This is a genomic window from Streptomyces sp. STR69 (genome assembly GCF_024519455.1).
Taxonomy (GTDB): Bacteria; Actinomycetota; Actinomycetes; order Streptomycetales; family Streptomycetaceae; genus Streptomyces.
In genome coordinates, this window is sequence record NZ_JALJRY010000027.1 from 20,481 (window position 1) to 40,680 (window position 20,200).

A 20,200-nucleotide genomic window follows, 5' to 3' on the forward strand; every position below is an offset into this window, starting at 1 on the left:
GCTCTTGTTGAATCGTACGCACGTTCGATAAGTACGGGGAGGCGAACGGGATCGTCCGGTTGTGAGGGGGTGCGGGCGGCCGGGCATGACCAATCTGCCCCCGTGTACTAGAGTTATCTCGACATCGAGATATCTGCCGAGGTGCACCGCAGCCGCACACTCCGCCGATCCCGGCAGTAAGGCTTGCCTAACTTAGCCTTACCTTAGCGGATCGGCCAAGACGTTGTGGCGGCAGGATGCGGTGGGAACGCGCACATCAATGAAGGAGACTGTCGTGTCGGCGAACAGCTTCGACGCCCGCAGCACGCTGCAGGTGGGCGACGAGTCGTACGAGATCTTCCGCCTGGACAAGGTGGAGGGCTCGGCCCGGCTCCCCTACAGCCTTAAGGTCCTGCTGGAGAATCTGCTCCGCACCGAGGACGGCGCGAACATCACCGCCGACCACATCCGCGCCCTCGGCACCTGGGACTCGCAGGCCCAGCCGTCGCAGGAGATCCAGTTCACGCCGGCCCGTGTGATCATGCAGGACTTCACCGGCGTGCCCTGCGTGGTGGACCTCGCGACCATGCGTGAGGCCGTCAAGGAGCTGGGCGGCGACCCGGCGAAGATCAACCCCCTGGCGCCGGCCGAGCTGGTCATCGACCACTCCGTCATCGCCGACAAGTTCGGCACCCACGAGGCCTTCGCGCAGAACGTGGAGCTGGAGTACGGCCGCAACCGCGAGCGCTACCAGTTCCTGCGCTGGGGCCAGACCGCGTTCGACGAGTTCAAGGTCGTCCCGCCGGGCACCGGCATCGTCCACCAGGTCAACATCGAGCACCTCGCTCGTACGGTCATGGTGCGCAACGGCCAGGCCTACCCCGACACCCTCGTCGGCACCGACTCGCACACCACCATGGTCAACGGCCTCGGTGTGCTGGGCTGGGGCGTCGGCGGCATCGAGGCCGAGGCCGCGATGCTCGGCCAGCCGGTCTCGATGCTCATCCCGCGCGTCGTCGGCTTCAAGCTCACGGGCGAGCTGACCCCGGGCACCACCGCCACGGACCTCGTGCTGACCATCACCGAGATGCTCCGTAAGCACGGCGTGGTCGGCAAGTTCGTCGAGTTCTACGGCGAGGGCGTCGCCGCGACCTCCCTCGCGAACCGCGCCACCATCGGCAACATGTCGCCGGAGTTCGGTTCCACCGCCGCGATCTTCCCGATCGACGACGAGACCCTGAAGTACCTGCGCCTGACCGGCCGCAGCGACCAGCAGGTCGCGCTCGTCGAGGCGTACGCCAAGGAGCAGGGCCTCTGGCTCGACCCGGCCGCCGAGCCCGACTTCTCCGAGAAGCTGGAGCTGGACCTCTCGACGGTCGTCCCGTCGATCGCCGGCCCGAAGCGCCCGCAGGACCGCATCGTCCTCGCCAACGCCTCCGAGCAGTTCAAGAGCGACGTACGCAACTACGTCGCGGACGACGACGAGGCGGGCAAGGAGTCCTTCCCGGCCTCCGACTCCCCGGCCGCCACCAACGGCGTCCCGTCGAACCCGGTCACAGTGACCGCCCCCGACGGCTCGACCTACGAGCTCGACCACGGCGCGGTGACGGTCGCGGCCATCACCTCCTGCACCAACACCTCGAACCCGTACGTCATGGTCGCCGCCGCGCTCGTCGCGAAGAAGGCCGTGGAGAAGGGCCTGACCCGCAAGCCGTGGGTCAAGACCACCCTCGCCCCGGGCTCCAAGGTCGTCACCGACTACTTCGACAAGGCGGGGCTCACCCCCTACCTCGACAAGGTCGGCTTCAACCTCGTCGGCTACGGCTGCACCACCTGCATCGGCAACTCCGGCCCGCTGCCGGAAGAGGTCTCCAAGGCCGTCAACGACCATGACCTGGCCGTCACTTCGGTGCTCTCCGGCAACCGCAACTTCGAGGGCCGGATCAACCCGGACGTCAAGATGAACTACCTGGCGTCCCCGCCGCTGGTCGTCGCGTACGCCCTCGCGGGCTCCATGAAGGTGGACATCACCAAGGACGCGCTCGGCGTCGACCAGGACGGCAAGCCGGTCTACCTCGAAGACATCTGGCCCACCGAGGCCGAGGTCAACGACGTCGTCGCGAACTCCATCGGCGAGGACATGTTCAACAAGTCCTACGCCGACGTCTTCGCCGGCGACGCCCAGTGGCAGGCGCTGCCCATCCCGGAGGGCAACACCTTCGAGTGGGACGCGCAGTCGACCTACGTGCGCAAGCCCCCGTACTTCGAGGGCATGACGATGGAGACCACCCCGGTCTCCGACATCGCCGGTGCCCGCGTGCTGGCCAAGCTCGGCGACTCGGTGACGACGGACCACATCTCGCCCGCCGGCGCCATCAAGGCCGACACCCCGGCCGGCAAGTACCTCACCGAGCACGGCATCGAGCGGCGTGACTTCAACTCCTACGGCTCCCGCCGAGGCAACCACGAGGTCATGATCCGCGGCACCTTCGCCAACATCCGCCTGCGCAACCAGGTCGCGCCGGGCACCGAGGGCGGCTTCACGCGCGACTTCACGCAGGCCGACGCCCCCGTGTCGTTCATCTACGACGCCTCGCGCAACTACATCGAGCAGGGCATCCCGCTGGTCATCCTGGCCGGCAAGGAGTACGGCTCCGGCTCGTCCCGCGACTGGGCCGCCAAGGGCACCGCGCTCCTCGGCGTCAAGGCCGTCATCGCCGAGTCCTACGAGCGCATCCACCGCTCGAACCTCATCGGCATGGGTGTCGTCCCGCTGCAGTACCCGGCGGGCCAGAACGCCGAGTCCCTCGGTCTCACCGGCGAGGAGTCCTTCTCCGTCTCCGGCATCACCGAGCTGAACGACGGCACCACCCCCGCCACGGTCAAGGTCACCACCGACACCGGCGTGGAGTTCGACGCGGTCGTCCGCATCGACACCCCCGGCGAGGCCGACTACTACCGCAACGGCGGCATCCTGCAGTACGTGCTGCGCAACCTGATCCGCAACTAGCGGCTCCGGTACGGCGGTTGAGGGCCGCATCCCCGGCGACGGGGGTGCGGCCCTCCGCCGTTGTGCTACAGCCAGCCGCGCTGCGCGGCCCGCAGCCCGAGCTGGAACCGGCTCGCCGCCCCGAGCCGTTCCTGGAGGTCGCTCACCCGCCGCCGCAGCGTGCGCAGACTCACCCCCAGGTGACGGGCGACCGCCTCGTCCTTCAGTCCGGCCGCCAGCAGCCGCGTCAACGCCTGCTCGTCCTCGGAGAGTTCGCCGTTCCCTGCGGGCCGGCCGAGCGGAGTCGCCTGCTGCCAGGCCAGCTCGAAGAGCTTCTGAAGGGCCTCGGTCACCGCCGAGTGCCATACGACGACGGCGCAGTAGCCGCCCGCCTCCGACGAGGTCAGCGGGAGCAGGGCCCGGCGTCCGTCGACCACCAGCAGTTTGAGCGGCACGGACGGCAACACCCGGGCCTGCTCGCCGAGTTCGACCATGTTCCAGGCGCGGGACAGGGCGTTCGGATCCTCCAGGGCGGTCGCCGCGTAGATGCCGCGCGAGACGATCCCGCGCTTGAGCAGGTCGGCCTGGAGGTCCACCTGCGGTGCGGGCGGGGCGAGATAGGGCGGGGTGTCGAAAAGACACACCTCGTGTTCGGCGCGGGCGTACATCTCCTCCAGGCGGGCCGCGATGGCGCCTTCGCCGGAGGCGACCTCGATCAGCCGGGACGGCTCCTCGCGCAGCAGGCCCGCCTCGTACGCGGTGGCCATCTCCTCGGCGGTGGCGGCGACCAGTTCGGACTCCGTCTCGCGCCGCCGGATCAGCGCACGGATCGCCACCCGCGGGTCGACAGCCCGTAACCCGCCCATGGAGTCCGGCGGTTGGAGCAGTCCCAGCGTGAGCAGCCGGTTGCAGGCCTCGCGCAGCTCGGCCGGGGTCGCCCCGCTCAGCAGCGCCCAGCCGACCGTGCCGGCGTCGGGCTGATGGAGAATCGACCGGTACACCAGCTCGTCGGAGGCCGAGACCCCCACCGCGGCCCAAGGGCTCGCGGCAGGGGTCTGTCGTGCGGGATCCTGCGCCGTGTTCACCATGGCTCGCCACGGTAGAGCTTGATTGTTAAGAATCCTTACCGTGGCTCGGCCCGTCCGATCACTTCAGGCTCACTTCAGGCCGAACGCCCGCAGTACGGTCTGGTCGATCCCGTTGCCGTCGCGGTCGGCGGCCCGCACGCGCAGCGACACCGACGTGGCACCCTTCGCGGGCCGGAACCGCGCCTCGCCCTTCTTGACGCTCACCTCTTTCCAGGACGCGCCGTCGTCGTAGGAGACCCAGGCCTTCAGACTGCTCGCCCGGACGCTTCCCGACTGGTTCGCGACCGCCAGCCCGACCGTCAACTCCCGCTTGCCGTCGGCCCGGTTGAGGAGGTCGAGGCCCTTCGGAGCGATGCCGACGGTGAGCAGTGGCAGTGCCGTCGCGGTGTCGGTGTGCGCCGAGGCGAAGGTCCACTCGGTGTGCGTGCTCGTGGAGTACTTCGCCCAGGCCGCCTTGCGCTGCACGTCCAGATCGAAGCGGTACGAGGCCTTCGTCGCCGGGACGTCGAAGACGCCGTACCCGCCGAGCGTCGAGTCGCCGACGAACTGTCCGTCCGCGTAGAGCCTGCCCTGCGCGGTGGTGTCGACGCCGTCCACATATCCGTAGTGGCCCGGTGTGGAGTCGGTCAACTCCGGTACGGAGAGGGTGAGTTTGTCGCCGGTGCGGGTCGAGAGGCCGTACTCCTCGCTGCTGCCCGGCCGGAGGGCCTGGCGCAGCCAGTTCTCCGTGGGCTCGGTGGCCGCCTTGGTGAAGGTGTGCAACGGGCTCCACTCGCCCCGGTACGTCTGCCAGTTCGGGTAGACGACGTGCCTGGTACGGGTGTCCGGGTCGACGTAATAGTACTCGTCGCGTTCCGTGCCCAGCTGCGTGTACACGCTGTTCTCGATGCTGAAGAGCTGCCAGGGACGGAAGGTGTACAGGGTGTCCGCGCCCATCTCGCCGGCCGTGGCACCGTAGTAACGGGCTTTCCGCTTCACTGTGTTGGACTTGTCGAGGCGGTAGGTCTGGTTCGCGGTGATGGCGCCGCTCTGCGCGGCGAGCAGGTTGTAGACGTACGGACTGACCGGCGTGCCGCTCAGCTTCAGCGTGACCTTCTTGCCGGTCTTGAGCAGGCCGGCCAGCTGGGCGCCCTCCTCGCCGGTGGCGATCATCAGCGGGACGGTGGTCGCCCGGTCCACGGCCTCGATCCAGAAGCCCGGCGTCTTGCGGTAGACGATGAGGTAACCCGCCCCGGCCTTGGTCGCGTTGTCCAGCGCGCTCTGTGCCCGCTCGGTGGCACCGATCCCGACGACGGCCACCTTGCCCTTGACGTCGAGCCCCGCGAAGTCGGCAGCGGTACCGCCGCCCGCGTCCACCGCCCGCACCGTGTGGTCACCGCTGATCTTCAACGGGAAGTCGTTGTACGTCTGGGAGTAGTAGAGCGAGGACAGCGCGGTCTTCTCCGGGCTGGTGACGCTCGCCGTCAACTCCTTGGCGTACAAACGGAACTTGGCGCTGAACTCCAGGGTGCCCACGGTCACCTGCGGGGTCGGCGCCACATAGACGTGGTCGGTCCAGAAGCCCTGGCTGTAGGTGAGCCCCCAGGCGCTGCCCGGCCCCTCACGGTGCCAACTGGTGCTGAAGCCCCGGAACTCGGAGTCCTCCTTCGTCTTCGGTTTGATCTCCACCGCCTTGCGGGCGTCGAGGACGACCGCGGTGTCCCCGTCGACCTTGATCTCGGGGTTGCCGACGACCGACGTGCCCACGGCCAGGCCGCTCCCGTCCCGGTCCGGGATCCAGGTCGCGATGGAGTAGGTGCCGGCCGGCACCTGCCAGGTCCAGCCGGTGCCGAGGAAGCCGTACTCGTCGGGGTAGGCGCCGTTCAGCTCCTGGAGGGTGTAGAGCGACGCCCCGGTGGACGGATTGCCTTCCCGGTCCACGATCGAGACCTTGAGGTTGTACGTCTTCGGTGCTTTCTCGAAGCCGACGCCCGTGGTGACCTGGACGCCGCCGTCGGCGGTCGCCGTGACATGGCCCGTGTACCGGCCCTCGGCCTCCTTCTCCGGGTCGACGCCGACGGAGACGGTGGCGGTGCCCCGTGCGGGCACGGTCAGGGTGTCCGCGCCCAGAGTGAGGTCGGCGAGCGAGGACGAGAGCTTCAACTCCACCGGACTGTCAGTGGTGTTGGTGTACGTGATGTCCTTGCTGACGACACCGTTGTCACCGTCCTCGAACCTGCCGAAGCTCAGCGTCGAGGTCGCGAAGACGTCCTGCTCGACCGCCCGTACGGCGTCGACCCGGCCGTCGCCCTGCTCGAACACGGAGTCGTCGGCGTTCGTCTTCGCGGTGCTGGCCAGTGCCTCCTTGATCTGCTCGCCGGTCCAGTCCGGATGGGCCTGCACGACCAGCGCCGCCGTGCCCGCGACATGCGGGGTGGCCATCGAAGTGCCGCTCGCCGTCGTGTAGTCGGCGTCCACCGGCGTGCCCATGGTGGTGCCGGCGGCGCGGGCCGCGGTGATGTTCACGCCCGGCGCGGTGATCTCCGGCTTGACCGCGAAGTCGCCGGGGCGCGGACCACGGCTGGAGAACGAGGCCAGCTGGTCCGACTTGTCGACCGCGCCCACGGTCAGCGCCGAGTCGGCGATGCCCGGGGTGCCCACGGTCTGCTCGCCCGGGCCCGCGTTGCCGGCCGCGATCACGAACAACGCGCCGGTGGACGCCGACAGTTGGTCGACGGTCTCACTGAGCACGTCGGAGGGACCGTACGCCGTCCCGCCCAAGGACATCGAGACGATCTTCGCGCCGGATTGCGCCGCCCACTCCATGCCCGCGATGATCCAGGACGACTGGCCGTGGCCCGTGTCGTCCAGCACCTTGCCGACCAGCAGCCGCGCGCCAGGCGCCACCCCCTTGTACCGGCCGCCCGAGGCCGCGCCCGAGCCGACGATCGTGGACGCCACATGGGTGCCGTGACCGAAGCCGTCCTGGATCGTCTCGTCCGGTACGAAGCTCTCCGACCCGGCGATCTTCCCGGCCAGGTCCGGGTGCCCGGTGTCCACGCCCGTGTCCAGGACCGCGACCTCGACGCCCGTGCCGTCGTAGCCCGCTTTCCACACCTCGGGCGCGCCGATCTGCGGCACGCTCACGTCGAGGGACGCCTGCACCCTGGCGTCCAGCCAGACCTTGTCGATGCCGTCGCCGAGTTGCTTCGAGGCCTTCGCGGTGGGCGCGGTACCGAGTGCCGGGGCGATGTCCGACCAGAAGGCCGTGGACTTCTTCGCGCTGAGCGCGGCGCCGTCGATCCCCGGCAGCGCCAGCGTCCGGCGCGCGCCCTCGGGGGTCTCGGTGCCCTTGCTGTACGTCGCGATGACCGGGGTGGAGCCGGTCTTCGCGTCCGTGTACCCCTGCTTGACCAGCTGGGTGACGTTGAACAGGGCCGGGTCGAGGCGGCCCGCCTTGATGAGCGGGACTGCGTCCGCCGGCAGGACGCTGATCTCGCCGTTCTTCTCGCTGGACAGGAAGGTGGCGGCCTCGCGGCCCTTGCCGCGCCGGACGTCGACGGCGTTCCTGCCGTCCGGTCCGGCGCTGAGTGTCACGGTGTCGCCGGTGATGAGGGTGACGGTCTGCGGTGGGGCGGTGCTCGGGCCCGTGAGGTGGGTGGAGACCGTGGAACCGGTGGCGGCTGTCGCGGGCGTGAGAGCCCCCGCGAGCAGTCCGGCCGTTCCGGCCACGGCCCACAGGGCGTGGAGTCTTCGCATGGGTGGACGTCCTCCCCTGAACGCGGAAACGCTTCCGCCCGGTGAGCGGAAGCCAGCCATCAGAGTGAGTGCCGGGGCGAGGGCGGCTCAAGGGAATCACGTGGCCGGAGAGTGCCAACGCCCCCTTCGGTCAAGGAAGTTGGCGAATCCGCCGGTCGGGGCGGGTGGCCCCGGCCCCTCGCCCGCCCGTGCCCTCGCCCCGGATTCCCGTCCGCTCGCACGGCTGCGCCTCAGGTGGAACACAGGATTCCCTCAGCGGACCGGGACAGAATCCGGACATGACTGGCACCACCGGGACCCGCAGCAGCCGCGTACGCGTGCTCATCGTCGACGACGAGCCCGCGCTCACCGAGCTGCTCTCCGTCGCGGTCACCGAGGCCGGCTGGCGGCCCTACCCCGCGCCGGACGGGCACAGCGCGCTGCGGATCGCCCGCGGCTGCTCCCCGCACGCCGTCGTCCTCGACGGCATGCTGCCCGACCTCGACGGCGTCCAGGTACTGCGCCGGCTGCGCTACGAGAACCCGAGGCTGCCCGTCCTCATGCTCACCGCGCGCGACGCCATCGAGCACCGCCTCGACGGTCTGGAGGCGGGCGCCGACGACTACGTCACCAAGCCCTTCTCCCTGGAGGAGGTCGTGCTGCGACTGCGCGGACTGCTGCGCCGGGCGGGCAGCGAACGGCTCCCGGCCGACGACTCCGTACGGGTCCTCGGCGATCTCGTGCTGTCCGGCGAGACCCGCGAACTGCGCCGCGCCGGTGAGCCGATCCAGCTCACCGCCAAGGAGTTCGACCTGCTCACCCTGCTTCTCGACCATCCCCGCCAGGTGCTGAGCAAGGCGCAGATCCTCGACCACGTGTGGAGCACCTCCTTCGACGGCGGCGGCAACCTCGTCGAGGTCTACATCTCCAGCCTCCGCCGGAAGATAGACCGGGGCCGCGCTCCGATGATCCACACCGTCCGGGGGATGGGATACGCCATACGGCCCGTGGAGGACGGCAGATGAACCTCCTGACCCGCAACCGAGGCCGCCTGCAAGGCCGTTCACTCCGCACCCGCCTGCTGCTCTTCATCAGCGCCACCCTGGTGGTGGTCTGCGCCGCGATGTCCCTCACCACGGTCTTCGTCCAACGCGCCTATCTGCTGGGCGACTTGGACGACCGGGTCGTCGACGCGGCCCAGCGAAGCCTGGGCGGGGCCGAACACCACCCGGGCTTCGACGGGGACCTCGGGTTCCTCATGGAGAACGGCCACGCCGTCGGGACGCTCGCCGCACGGTTCGACGACAGCGGCTCGATCATCGCCGCGGCCGTCGTCAGGCAGGACGCCCCGCCCCAGAACCTCACCGCCGCCCAGCGCGCAGCCCTCGCGGGCATCACGGCCGACAGCGCGATGCACACCCGGTCCGTCCCCGGCCTCGGCACCTACCGGCTCAGGGCCCTCGACACCGGTGGCGTCCGGGTCCTCACCGGGCTCCCGATGGACGACGTACAGGACATGATCAGCGGTCTGGTGGCGGTCGAGGCGGGCGTCGCCCTCGTCGGACTGACCGCGGCGGGCTGTCTGTGCGCGGTGGTCATACGACGGCAGCTACGGCCGCTCGGCCGGGTCGCCGCCACCGCAGTCCAGGTCTCCCGCTCACCGCTCGGCCACGGCGAGGTCACCGCGCTGACCCGGGTGCCCGAGCGGGACACCGACCCGGGCAGCGAGGCAGGACAGGTCGGCGCCGCGCTCAACCGCATGATCGACCACGTCGAGTCCTCGCTCGCCGAACGCCAGCGCAGCGAGGAGCAGATGCGCCGCAGCGAGGAACGCATGCGCCGCTTCCTCGCCGACGCCAGCCACGAACTCCGCACCCCGCTGGCCTCCATCGCGGGCTACGCCGAGCTGATGAACCGCGGCACCGACCGCATCGAACCCGGGCTCGCCTGGCGCCGGGTCACCGCCGAGTCGGCGCGGATGACGGGCCTGGTGGAGGACCTGCTGCTGCTCGCCCGGCTCGACGAGGGCCGGCCGCTGCAGTCCGCCGAGGTGGACCTCGCGGCCGTGCTCGCCGAGGCGGTCTGGGACGCGCGCGCCGCCGGCACCGGCCACGAGTGGCAGCTCCACCTGTCCCTGGACGCCCCCGCCCTGGTGATCGGCGACGAGGCCCGACTGCACCAGGTGTTGGCCAACCTGTTGGCCAACGCGCGTATGCACACACCTGTTGGCACGACGGTCACGGCGAGCGTCGAGGCCACGGCCGCCCACACCGTCGTCATCCGGGTGCGCGACGACGGCCCCGGCATCCCCCCGACCCTGCTGCCCACGGTCTTCGAACGCTTCACCCGCGCCGACGCCTCCCGCGCCCGGTCCGGCGGCAAGGAGGGCGGCTCCGGCCTCGGCCTGGCCATCGCGACGGCGATCACCGGAGCCCACGGCGGCCGTATCGACGTGACCAGCGTCCCCGGCCGCACGGAGTTCACCATCGAACTCCCGGCAGCCGAACTCCCGCCCGCCGAAACACAGATACGCGCCCGCACGGCGCCGGTCCAACCGCTGTACGGGCGCGTCTCCGCGACCGACCGCTAGGGAGTGGTCGTGAACGAGTCGAAGTCGGCCCCGCCCGTGGTCCCCGAGGCGTGCGAGGTCCGGGTCAGGCCGACGTCCTGGGTGGCCGCGGCGGTCGGGACGTCGATCGTGCCGACCAGGTTCCAGGTGACGTCGTCGGTGGAGTAATAGCCGCTGTACGTGGTGCCGTTGCGGACCAGCTTCAGCCACGACGGGTAGACGGCGGTGCCGGTGGAGTCCTGTGCGTCGGCCTCCGGCAGTGCGAACAACGGCCCGCAGAAGTCGCTGAGTTGGCGATTGACCCGGGCGAGCCGCTCCTGCCGCTGCGTCAGCCGCAGACCGTTGAGGTATGTGGCGGCATACCCGGCGAAGGCCGGCGCGACCGTGACGACTGCGATCATGGCGGGATCGTATGAGACTCGGCTCCCGAACGAGCCGGCCCCAAGCGCGACTCCGGGGCCGCCCGCCGTTTACAGCCTCCCCAGTCCGCGCTAACTTCACGGACAGTGGGGTGGGAGCGCTCCCACCCGCCCGACGGTCCGGAACCCGCCGGATGGCGCCGGATCGCCCCACCCCACGCCTCCACCTCCGCATGTTCCTCACGACCGCCGAGCGAAGGGACGTAGAACTGTCATGCCTATGACAACATCAACCCAAGTCCCGGTAACCAACGCGCGATTACCACGCCCCACCCCCCACCGAGCCCTCTTCCTCACCCTCCTCGCCCTGCTCACCACCCTCCCCGCCCTGGCCCTGATCCTCGCCACCGGTGGCCGGGCCGAGGCCCACGGCACACCCATGAACCCCGCCAGTCGCACCTTCCTCTGCTGGCAGGACGCGCTGACCGCCACCGGCGAGATCAAGCCCATCAACCAGGCCTGCAAAGCGGCTCAACAGGTCAGCGGCACAACGCCGTTCTACAACTGGTTCTCGGTGCTGCGTTCCGACGGCGCCGGCCGCACCCGCGGCTTCGTGCCGGACGGTCAGTTGTGCAGCGGCGGCAACCCCAACTTCACCGGCTTCAACCTCCCGCGCGACGACTGGCCGCTCACCCACCTCACCTCGGGCGCGACGGTCGACTTCTCGTACAACGCCTGGGCGGCGCACCCGGGTTGGTTCTACGTCTACCTCACCAAGGATGGCTTCGACCCGACGAAGGCACTCACCTGGGACGACATGGAGGCCACCCCGTTCCTCACCGTCGACCACCCGCCGCTCAACGGCACTCCGGGCACGGTCGAGGCCAACTACTCCTGGACCGGGCAGCTTCCGGCGAACAAGTCGGGGCGGCACATCATCTACATGGTCTGGCAGCGCTCGGACAGCACGGAGACCTTCTACTCCTGCTCCGATGTCGTATTCGACGGCGGCAACGGAGAAGTGACGGGTATTCACGACCCGGGCAACCCCACCGACCCGGTACCCGGAGTCTGTTCGGCCACCCGCCGTACGACGGGCAGTTGGCCCGGCGGCTACCAGTCCGAGGTGACCGTCACCAACTCCGGCGACGTCCCGATGCTCGGCTGGATGGTCAACTGGACTCTCCCGAGCGGGCAGTCGGTCGCCAGTCTCTGGAACGGCAACGCGACCTACACCGGCCAGGACGTGATGGTCCACAACGCCGACTGGAACGGCTCACTGAGTCCGGGGCAGAGCACCACCTTCGGCTACGTCGTGAACGGCGACGGCGGTGACCCGGCAACTGCCCTTCCCTGCCAGGTCGGTTGAGCCGGTGCTCGGGGCGGACCCGGTGGTCGGGGGCCACCGGGTCCGCGAGCCGGGCAGGGAATGGGGGTTCAACCTGCCCGGGTGGTGCGTGGCTTGGGACGGCACTGCGGTGCGACAACGTTGTCAAATGGTCTGCATACGACTCTACCGCCTCAACGGACAACGATGTCAAGCTAGTTGGCCTGCGGACGCCGTCCGAGTGGCTGCCCTGCGCGCCCCCGCCGACCCATGCGCTCTTCCGTGGTACGGGTGGCGCACGCTACTGTCCCTGCGGCTTGTGCGACCTGTGGTGCGCGACCCGTCCGAAGGAGGAGGGGCCGCGTCATGCGTTTCCGTCCCATGTCCCTGTTGCTCGCCGCCGCACTCGCGGTCGGCGGCGCCACCCCCGCCCTGGCGGCCACTGCCGCCCCACCGCAACTCGTCAAGGACCCCAGCGCCTACGTCGACCCGCTGATCGGCACCAAGAACGGCGGCAATGTCTTCCCGGGCGCCGTCGTGCCCTTCGGCATGCTCTCCTGGAGCCCGGAGAACACCAGAGGCGGCGCGACGAGCACCGCCGCACCAGGCGGCTACCAGTACGACGCCACCCGCATCCGCGGCTTCAGCCTCACCCACATGTCCGGCACGGGCTGTGCGGGCGGCAGCGGGGACATCCCGTTCTTCCCGTACGCCGGTGAGGTCACCTCCTCCCCGGCGAGCGACACCAAGGACGCCGTCTACGCCTCCGACTTCAGCCACACCGCCGAGACCGCCGAACCCGGCCACTACAAGGTCGGCCTCGCGTCCGGCGTCACCGCCGACCTCACCGCGACGGCCCGCACCGGCTCCGGCCGCTTCACCTACCCGGCCGACAAGCCCGCCTCGCTGCTGATCCGCACCGCCAACTCCGAGGTGGGCTCGACCGATTCGTCGGTCACCATCGACCCGGCGACCCGCAAGGTCTCCGGCTCGGTCACCTCCGGCAACTTCTGCGGCTACCTCGACCCCGAGGGTCAACGCGCCTACTACACCCTCTACTTCACCGCCACCTTCGACCGGGACTTCAAGACCACCGGCACCTGGCAGGACGACAAGCTGACCCCGGGGTCGACCTCCGCGACCGGTGGCACGGGCGGGTTCACGAACGGCGGCCGTCCAGTCGCGGGCAAGGGCGCGGGCGGCTACGTCGAGTTCGAGCCCGGCACCGGCCCGGTCGGCGTCAAGGTCGGTATCTCCTACGTCAGTCAGGCCGGCGCCGAGGCCAACCTCGCGGCGGAGAACCCGCCGAAGCGCTCCTTCGACGCGGTCGAGGACGCGGCCCACCGTGCCTGGCGCGACCAGCTCGGCGCGATCAAGGTCGGCGGCGGCACCGACACCGAGCGCACCACCTTCTACACCGCGCTCTACCACGCCCTCCTGCACCCGAACGTCATCAGCGACGCCGACCGCAGATACACGGGCAGCGACGGCAAGGTGCACAAGATCAGCCGGGGGCATCAAGCGCAGTACGGCACCTTCTCCGGCTGGGACATCTACCGGTCGCAGGTCCAACTGCTCACCCTCCTCAGCCCGCGCACCGGCTCGGACATCGCGCAGTCCCTCTACGAACTCGCCCAGCAGAACGGCGGCATCTGGGACCGCTGGCTGCACGGCGCGAGCGGCACCCACGTCATGAACGGCGACCCCTCACCGACCGCCCTGGCCGGCATCCGTGCCTTCGGCGGCACCGACTTCGACCTGAAGGGGGCACTCGCGTCCCTCGTCCAGGCGGCGACCGTGCCCACCGCGCAGGACCTCTCCTCCTCGGGCAAGCCGGTGCTGTCTGTGGGCCAACGCCCGTCCCTCGACAAGTACTTGAACCTGCACTACATGCCGTCGGTCTCCAACGCCTGGGGCGGCGCCGCCGAGACCCTGGAGATGTCCACGGCGGACTTCGCGCTCTCCCAACTCGCCACGGCGGCAGGGAAGAAGAGCACGGCGGCCGACTTCGCCAAGCGCGCCCAGTGGTGGCAGAACAACTTCAACATCGCCGCCGACCCCACCGGCGGCTACATCGCCAACCGCAAGGCGGACGGCAGTTGGGTCACCGGCTTCACCCCGGGCACCGGCAACGGCTTCGTGGAGGGCACGGCCGCCCAGTACACCTGGATGGTCCAGCACAACCCGGCGGGCCTCTTCGCGGCGATGGGCGGCACGGACAAGGCGCTCGCCCGCCTCGACTCCTTCTTCCATGAGGCGGACGGGAGTTGGGCCTTCACGGGCAGCGGCGGCGACAAGTCCGAGCTGGACAACGAGCCGTCCGTCAACGTCCCCTACCTCTACGACTACGCGGGTGCGCCCTACAAGACCCAGGAGACGGTCAGGGCGGCCATGAAGCAGCTCTGGACCACCGACCCGGCCGGCATCCCCGGCAACGACGACCTCGGCGAGATGTCGTCCTGGTACGTCTTCTCCGCACTCGGCATGTACCCCCAGGTCCCCTCCCGCGCCGAACTCACCCTCGCCTCCCCGCTGTTCGAGCGCATCGAGATCAAGCGCCCGCACGGCAACGACATCTCCATCCGCGCGCAGGGCGCCGCGACCGACGCCCCGTACATCCAGTCCCTGAAGGTCAACGGCCGTAGCACGCAACAACCTTGGCTCTCCTCCTCGATCGTCAGGAACGGCGGCACCCTCGACTACACCCTCTCCACCACCCCGAACCGCACCTGGGGCAGCGACCCGGCCGACGCCCCGCCGTCCTTCCGCACCGGCGAACAGCCCTACCAGATCGGCGTCGGCCCCACCGCCGCGACCCTCGCGCCCGGAGACAGCACCAAGGTCAACATCAAGGCCCTGGCCCTCAGCGGCGGCACCGGACCGGAGGTCCGCTACAGCGTCGAGACGCCCGCCGGAGTCACGGCAACTCCCGCGCAGGGAACGGTGGTCGACGGCTCGCAGGACATCACCCTCACCGCCGCCGACGACGTCAAGCAGGGCTTCTACGACGTGAAGGTCACCGTCACCTCGGGCGACACGTCGTACGAGCAGCCGGTGTCCCTGACGGTCGCCGCGCCCGGCACCCTGCTCGCCGCCTACAACAACACCGGTGTCTCCGACGACACCGGTGAGCACGACGAGGCGGACTTCGACGGGGGCGGCTGGAGCTACTCCCTCCAGGCGCTCGCGGCGGCCGGGCTGACCCCGGGCGGCGCGGGCACGGTGGACGGGCTCGGCTTCACCTGGCCCAACTCGCCGAACGGGCGCCCGGACAATGTCTCGGCTGCCGGTCAGACCCTCCAACTCGCGCAGCCCGCGGCCAACTTGTCCTTCGTCGGCAGCGCGGTCAACGGCAACCAGCAGACGAAGGCGACCGTCACCTACACCGACGGCAGCACGGATGTGATCGATCTGTCCTTCACGGACTGGACGGTCGGCGGTGGCGGCGGAACCGTGCAGTACGGCAACGAGATCGTCGCCAGGTCCGCGTACCGCAATGTCGCGGGTGCGGACAAGGACCCGGTCGTCACTTATGTGTTCGCCACCAAGCCGTTCGCGGCACCCACGGGCAAGACCATCAAGAGCGTGACACTTCCGGACGACCCGGATCTCCATGTGTTCACCCTTGCGGTGAACTGACGTCCACTATGTGTGCCCTCGCCCGTTCCGGTGGCGGGGGCACACCGGCGCGTGCGAGCATCCGCAGATGGTTAAACGGCCGCAGCTGCCCGAGGAGTTCCGGGCCGAGGCGCGTTCGGCCTTCGCTTTCCTGGTCGAGGGCGAGGGCTTCGCGCCGCCGGAGGACATAGACGGCGGGCTGCGCTATCTGCGCGCCGATCTGATGGTGCGCGTCTGGTTCCTGGGCGGCGCCGAATCGGAGGTCCTGACACGGCTGATCCCCCTGGCGCCGGACGGCACCAGGGGGAAAGGGGCTTGGCTGGACGATCTGTACAAGGCCGCCGCGTGCGGCCCGGCCCAGGACGTCCCCGTCTTCGCGTCGACCAGAAGAGGCGTGCTCAGACGGGTTCACCAGCACGCGGAGGCGTTGCGCAGGCTGCTGCCCCGCCTCCCCGTGCCGTGACCGTGCCTCAGGCCAGCAGCTCCACCTCCGCGAGCGTCGAGGAACTGTCCAGGACGAGGCGGTAGTGCGCGTACGAGCCCGGTGACTTGACCGAGAAGGCGCGCGTCTGCTTGGCCCAGGTGAAGGACTCGCCGGAGCGTCTGTCGAGCGTCTTCCACTTGCTGCCGTCGGCCGAGCCCTGGAGGGTCCAGCCGGTCGGTGCCGACGTGCGGTCCGTCGACGAGGTCAGCGTGTACTGGATGCCCTTGGTGGCCTTGGCGACCGGCAGGTCCACCGAGGTCACCGTCGCGGCCGTGGCCGACGTGTTGTCGAACAGGGCGCCGGTAGCGGCGAGTTGGTCGCTGCGGGGCGTCGGCACCTTGTCGTTCTTGGTGATCGACACCGGCGCCGCGTTCTTGCCGCTGCCCCACGTCGAGGGCTTGGAGCCCATGGAGAAGTCCAGCACTCCGCCCTTCTCCAGCAGCGAGTGCGGGAGCGAAGTCGACGTCCAGGCCTTGCCGTTGACCGTCAGACTCTGGACGTAGACGTTCTTCGTGCTGTTCTTCGGCGCCTTGACGACCAGGTCCTTGCCGTTCTCCAGGTGGACGGTCGCCTTGGTGAACAGCGGGGAGCCGATGGTGTATTCGCCGCTGCCCATCACCAACGGGTAGAAGCCGAGCGCGGAGAAGAGGTACCAGGCCGACTGCTCGCCGTTGTCCTCGTCGCCGTGGTAGCCCTGCCCGATCTCGCTGCCGGTGTAGAGCCGCGACAGCACCTCGCGCACGTCCTTCTGCGCCTTCCAGGGCTCGCCGGCCGCGTCGTACATGTAAGTGACGTGGTGGGCGACCTGGTTGGAATGCCCGTACTGGCCCATCCGGACGTCCCGCGCCTCCGTCATCTCGTGGATGACACCGCCGTAGGAGCCGACGGTCGCGGACGAGGCCTTCTCCGGGGTGGCGAAGTACTCGTCGAGCTTGTCGCCCAGGGCCTTCTGGCCGCCGTAGAGGTTGGCGAGGCCGCGGCTGTCCTGCGGGGCGGTGAAGGCGTAGCCCCAGCCGTCGGTCTCCGTGTAGTCGTAACCCCAGATCTTCGGGTCGTAACTCGCCGAGTCCACCCGCCAGTTGCCCTTGGCGTCCTTGCCCTGGAAGAACCCGGCCTGCTTGTCGAAGAGGTTCACGTAGTCCTGGGCCCGGTTGAGGAAGTACTCGGACTCCTCCTTGTAGCGCTTCTCCCCGGTCTTCCTGTAGAGGGCCAGGCCCATCTGGGCGATGCCGTAGTCGTTGTTGTAGCCCTCCATGGCCCAGGAGAAGCCCTCGCCGGTGTCCGTGCTCGTGTAGCCGAGGAAGGGCGAGGTGGTCATGCCCTTGCGGCCGACGCCCGAGGAGGGCGGGACGACGGTGGCGTTCTTCACGGCCGCGTCGTAGGCCGACTTGGCGTCGAACTGCACGCCCTTGACGTACGCGTCCGCGAACGCGACGTCGGAGGAGGTGCCGGTCATCAGGTCCGCGTAGCCGGGGGAGGACCAGCGCGAGGTCCAGCCGCCGTCCTTGTACTGCTGCACGAACCCGTCGACCATCTCACCCGCCTGACCGGGCGTCAGGAGCGAGTACGCCGGCCAGGTGGTCCGATAGGTGTCCCAGAAGCCGTTGTTGACGTACACCTTGCCGTCCACGATCTTCGCACCGGTGTGCGTCGGGGTGTCCTGGCTCGGCATCGGGGAGAATGGCGAGGCGTACTGGTAGGTCGAACCGACCTTCTCGAAGCCGGAGTTGGGGTACAGGTACAGCCGGTACATGCTGGAGTAGAGCGTGGTCAGCTGGTCGGGGGTCGCGCCCTCCACCTCGACCTTGCCGAGCAGCTTGTCCCACACCTTCTGGGCCTGGTCCTTGACCGTGTCGAAGGAGGTGCCGTCCGGGATCTCCTGGCGCAGGTTGTCCTTCGCCTGGTCGACGCTGATCAGCGAGGTGGCCAGGCGCAGGGTGACCGTGTGGTCGGCGCCCGCCTTGAACCGCAGATAGCCCTTGACCCCGGTGGACGAGCCGTCCGTCACCGGCGCGTCGAACACGCCGTAGACGAAGAGCCGGGTGGCGCCCGTGGACAGCCCGGACTTGACGTCGGAGTAGCCGGTGACGGTCCCGTTGGTCTTGTCGAGGGTCAGGCCCGCCTGCTCGGTGACGTTGTCGAAGATGACGCTCGCGTCGTCGCCGGGGTAGGTGAAGCGCAGCGAGGCCGCGTGGTCGGTCGGAGCCATCTCGGCCTTGAGACCGTTCTCGAACGTGACGCCGTAGTAGTACGGGCGCGCGGTCTCGTTCTCGTGCTTGAAGGCCAACTCCCGGGCGTTCGGGTCGGTGTTGGGGGTGCCCGAGGCCGCCGACGGCATCACCTGGAAGGTCTGCCGGTCGCCCATCCAGGGGCTGGGCTCATGGCTCAGGCTGAGCGCCTGGAGCGTCGGCAGGTTGGCGTCGTTGTTCGCTCGTGCGTAGTCGTACAGCCAGCTGAGCGACGACGAATTCGTCACCGGGGTCCAGAAGTTGAAGCCGTGCGGGAGAGCCGTCGCGGGGAAGTTGTTGCCGCGCGAGAAGCTGCCGCTGGAGTTGGTGCCCCGGGTGGTGAGCGCGTAGTCGGACAGATGCGCCTTCGGCTTGTCGGGTGCGACGCTCTTGATGCTCACGTCGTCCAGCCAGCCGCGGAACTTCGCCGGCCCGCTGGGGGAGTCGTAGGCCAGCAGGATCCGGTCGACGGTCTTGCCGGCCGCGACCGAACCGATCCGCGAGAGCACGTTGTTCCACTGGTTGACGTAGAGGATCTTGGCGGCGCCCTGTCCCTGCGGGGTGAGCGCGAAGCCGTGCGAGTCCGTCGCGCCGAGGCCGCTGAGGTAGGTGCCGTCGGTGAAGGCGAGGTCGACGGAGACGTTCGTGGCGTCGTAGTCCAGATCGCCGTCGGCCATCTGCGGGAAGATCTTGTACGACAGCGCGGTGTCCCGGTCGACGGCCACGTTCACGTCGAAGACCTTGTTGTACGAGTAGGCCCGCCCCGTCGCCGTATGACGGCCCGCGTAGCGCAGTGCGCGCGTCCCGGTGAAGCCGGCGCCCGCCTTGGCCGTGGGGGAGCCGCTGGGGCCGTGGTCGACCAGCGAGAGCATGTCCTCGGGGATCGGGGCGGTGGAGCCGCCCGTCGAGAACTGGACGTCGGCGAGCTGCAGGATGTCGCCGCCGTTGTTCCTGCTCACGTCCAGCCGGAAGTGCTGGTACTCGGCCGGCTCGGCGAGGTCGTACGACTTGGTCTGGAACCGTGCGGAGAACGACTCGCCGGAGCGGGTGTCGACGGTCTTCCAGTCCTTGCCGTCGGTCGACCCCTGGAGCGTCCAGTCCTGCGGGTCGCGCTCGTCGTGGTCATTGGCCGAAGTCAGCGCATACGTCACTATTTTGAGTGGTTTGTCCAGGTCGAACTCGACCCAGCCCGTGGGCGCGAAGGTGAGCCACTTGGTGCCGGACTCGGCGTCGACGAGGTTCTCCTTCACCTCGCCCGCACCGGTGTTCTCGCCGCTGGCCCGCAGGTCCGTGACGTGGTCGTCCACATTGCCGGGGATGCCGCTGGTGTATCCCCCGTCGACACCGGAGGCCCGCTTGGAGCCGTCCGGCGCGGTGTCCACGGTGTTCAGCCAGTCCGGCGCCGGATCGCCCGTCTCGAAGGAGGAGGCGAACTCCCCGGCCGGAGCGGGGGCCTTGACGGGCAGCGCCACGGCCGCCCCCTGCGAGCCCGCCACCAGAGCGACGGCGGCCACCGAAACGGCCGCCGAACCCCACCATCTGTGATGCATACGAGGGCATCCTCCCGCCACGTGAGACAACGTTGTCAATTCTGCCGCGCAAGCAACAGTAGGGAGTCAAGTGGCCAGGGATGTCAAGGGTGTTGAGTGCGGCATTCGAGCGCAATAGCGGGGATTTCTCCGGCATCGAACGCACAGGGCCTTCATATTTCCGCGAGGTCTCACTTCGGAAAAGACCGACAACCTACCCTGCATTCGATCTTGCTCTGTCGACCGGAAGTGGACTATACCTGTCGGCGTTCCACCCCTGCACGAACCAGCTCGACCTGACCGCGGTGCCGGG

10 protein-coding genes are annotated in these 20,200 nt (G+C 69.3%); 6 read left to right on the forward strand and 4 right to left on the reverse strand.

All coding sequences use genetic code 11. From position 1 onward, the window contains the following. Positions 1-274 precede the first annotated feature (274 nt). Positions 275-2,989, forward strand: a complete 2,715-nt coding sequence (acnA, locus tag OC490_RS37460) for an aconitate hydratase AcnA (protein WP_315986725.1) — start codon at positions 275-277, stop codon at positions 2,987-2,989. Positions 2,990-3,054: 65 nt separating this feature from the next. On the opposite strand, the gene OC490_RS37465 is transcribed toward acnA, so the two are convergent. Together OC490_RS37465 and OC490_RS37470 are read right to left on the reverse strand one after the other, a co-directional pair. Then, positions 3,055-4,056, reverse strand: a complete 1,002-nt coding sequence (locus tag OC490_RS37465) for a response regulator transcription factor (protein ID WP_262062503.1) — start codon at positions 4,054-4,056, stop codon at positions 3,055-3,057. 69 nt (positions 4,057-4,125) lie between these two features. Beyond that, positions 4,126-7,794 (reverse strand): S8 family serine peptidase, encoded by a 3,669-nt coding sequence (locus OC490_RS37470; protein ID WP_262062504.1) that lies wholly within the window; start codon positions 7,792-7,794, stop codon positions 4,126-4,128. Between the two features lie 278 nt (positions 7,795-8,072). On the opposite strand from OC490_RS37470, the gene OC490_RS37475 reads away from it, so the two are divergent. After that, complete coding sequence (locus OC490_RS37475) at positions 8,073-8,798, forward strand: response regulator transcription factor (RefSeq protein WP_262062505.1); 726 nt, start codon at positions 8,073-8,075, stop codon at positions 8,796-8,798. Next, positions 8,795-10,363, forward strand: coding sequence for a sensor histidine kinase (locus OC490_RS37480; protein ID WP_262062506.1), 1,569 nt, complete (start codon positions 8,795-8,797; stop codon positions 10,361-10,363). Before OC490_RS37475 ends, OC490_RS37480 begins: the two co-directional genes overlap by 4 nt. On the opposite strand, the gene OC490_RS37485 is transcribed toward OC490_RS37480, so the two are convergent. Next, entirely contained in the window at positions 10,360-10,743 is a 384-nt protein-coding gene (locus tag OC490_RS37485; RefSeq protein ID WP_262062553.1) for a hypothetical protein, read from the reverse strand. The two genes, OC490_RS37480 and OC490_RS37485, sit on opposite strands and share 4 nt — an antisense overlap. A 238-nt stretch (positions 10,744-10,981) precedes the next feature. Between OC490_RS37485 and OC490_RS37490 the strand changes: the two genes are divergently transcribed. The 3 genes from OC490_RS37490 (at position 10,982) to OC490_RS37500 (ending at position 16,109) form a co-directional block, all read left to right on the forward strand. Then, positions 10,982-12,070: a lytic polysaccharide monooxygenase gene (locus OC490_RS37490; protein WP_262062507.1), complete on the forward strand. Its 1,089-nt coding sequence runs from the start codon at positions 10,982-10,984 to the stop codon at positions 12,068-12,070. Between the two features lie 324 nt (positions 12,071-12,394). Beyond that, complete coding sequence (locus OC490_RS37495) at positions 12,395-15,667, forward strand: GH92 family glycosyl hydrolase (RefSeq protein WP_262062508.1); 3,273 nt, start codon at positions 12,395-12,397, stop codon at positions 15,665-15,667. A 67-nt stretch (positions 15,668-15,734) separates the two neighbouring features. Then, entirely contained in the window at positions 15,735-16,109 is a 375-nt protein-coding gene (locus tag OC490_RS37500; protein ID WP_262062509.1) for a hypothetical protein, read from the forward strand. Between the two features lie 7 nt (positions 16,110-16,116). Here the strand turns inward: OC490_RS37500 and OC490_RS37505 are convergent, their stop codons facing one another. Next, on the reverse strand, positions 16,117-19,908 hold the full coding sequence (locus tag OC490_RS37505) for a GH92 family glycosyl hydrolase (RefSeq protein WP_262062510.1): 3,792 nt from the start codon (positions 19,906-19,908) through the stop codon (positions 16,117-16,119). Positions 19,909-20,200 lie beyond the last annotated feature (292 nt).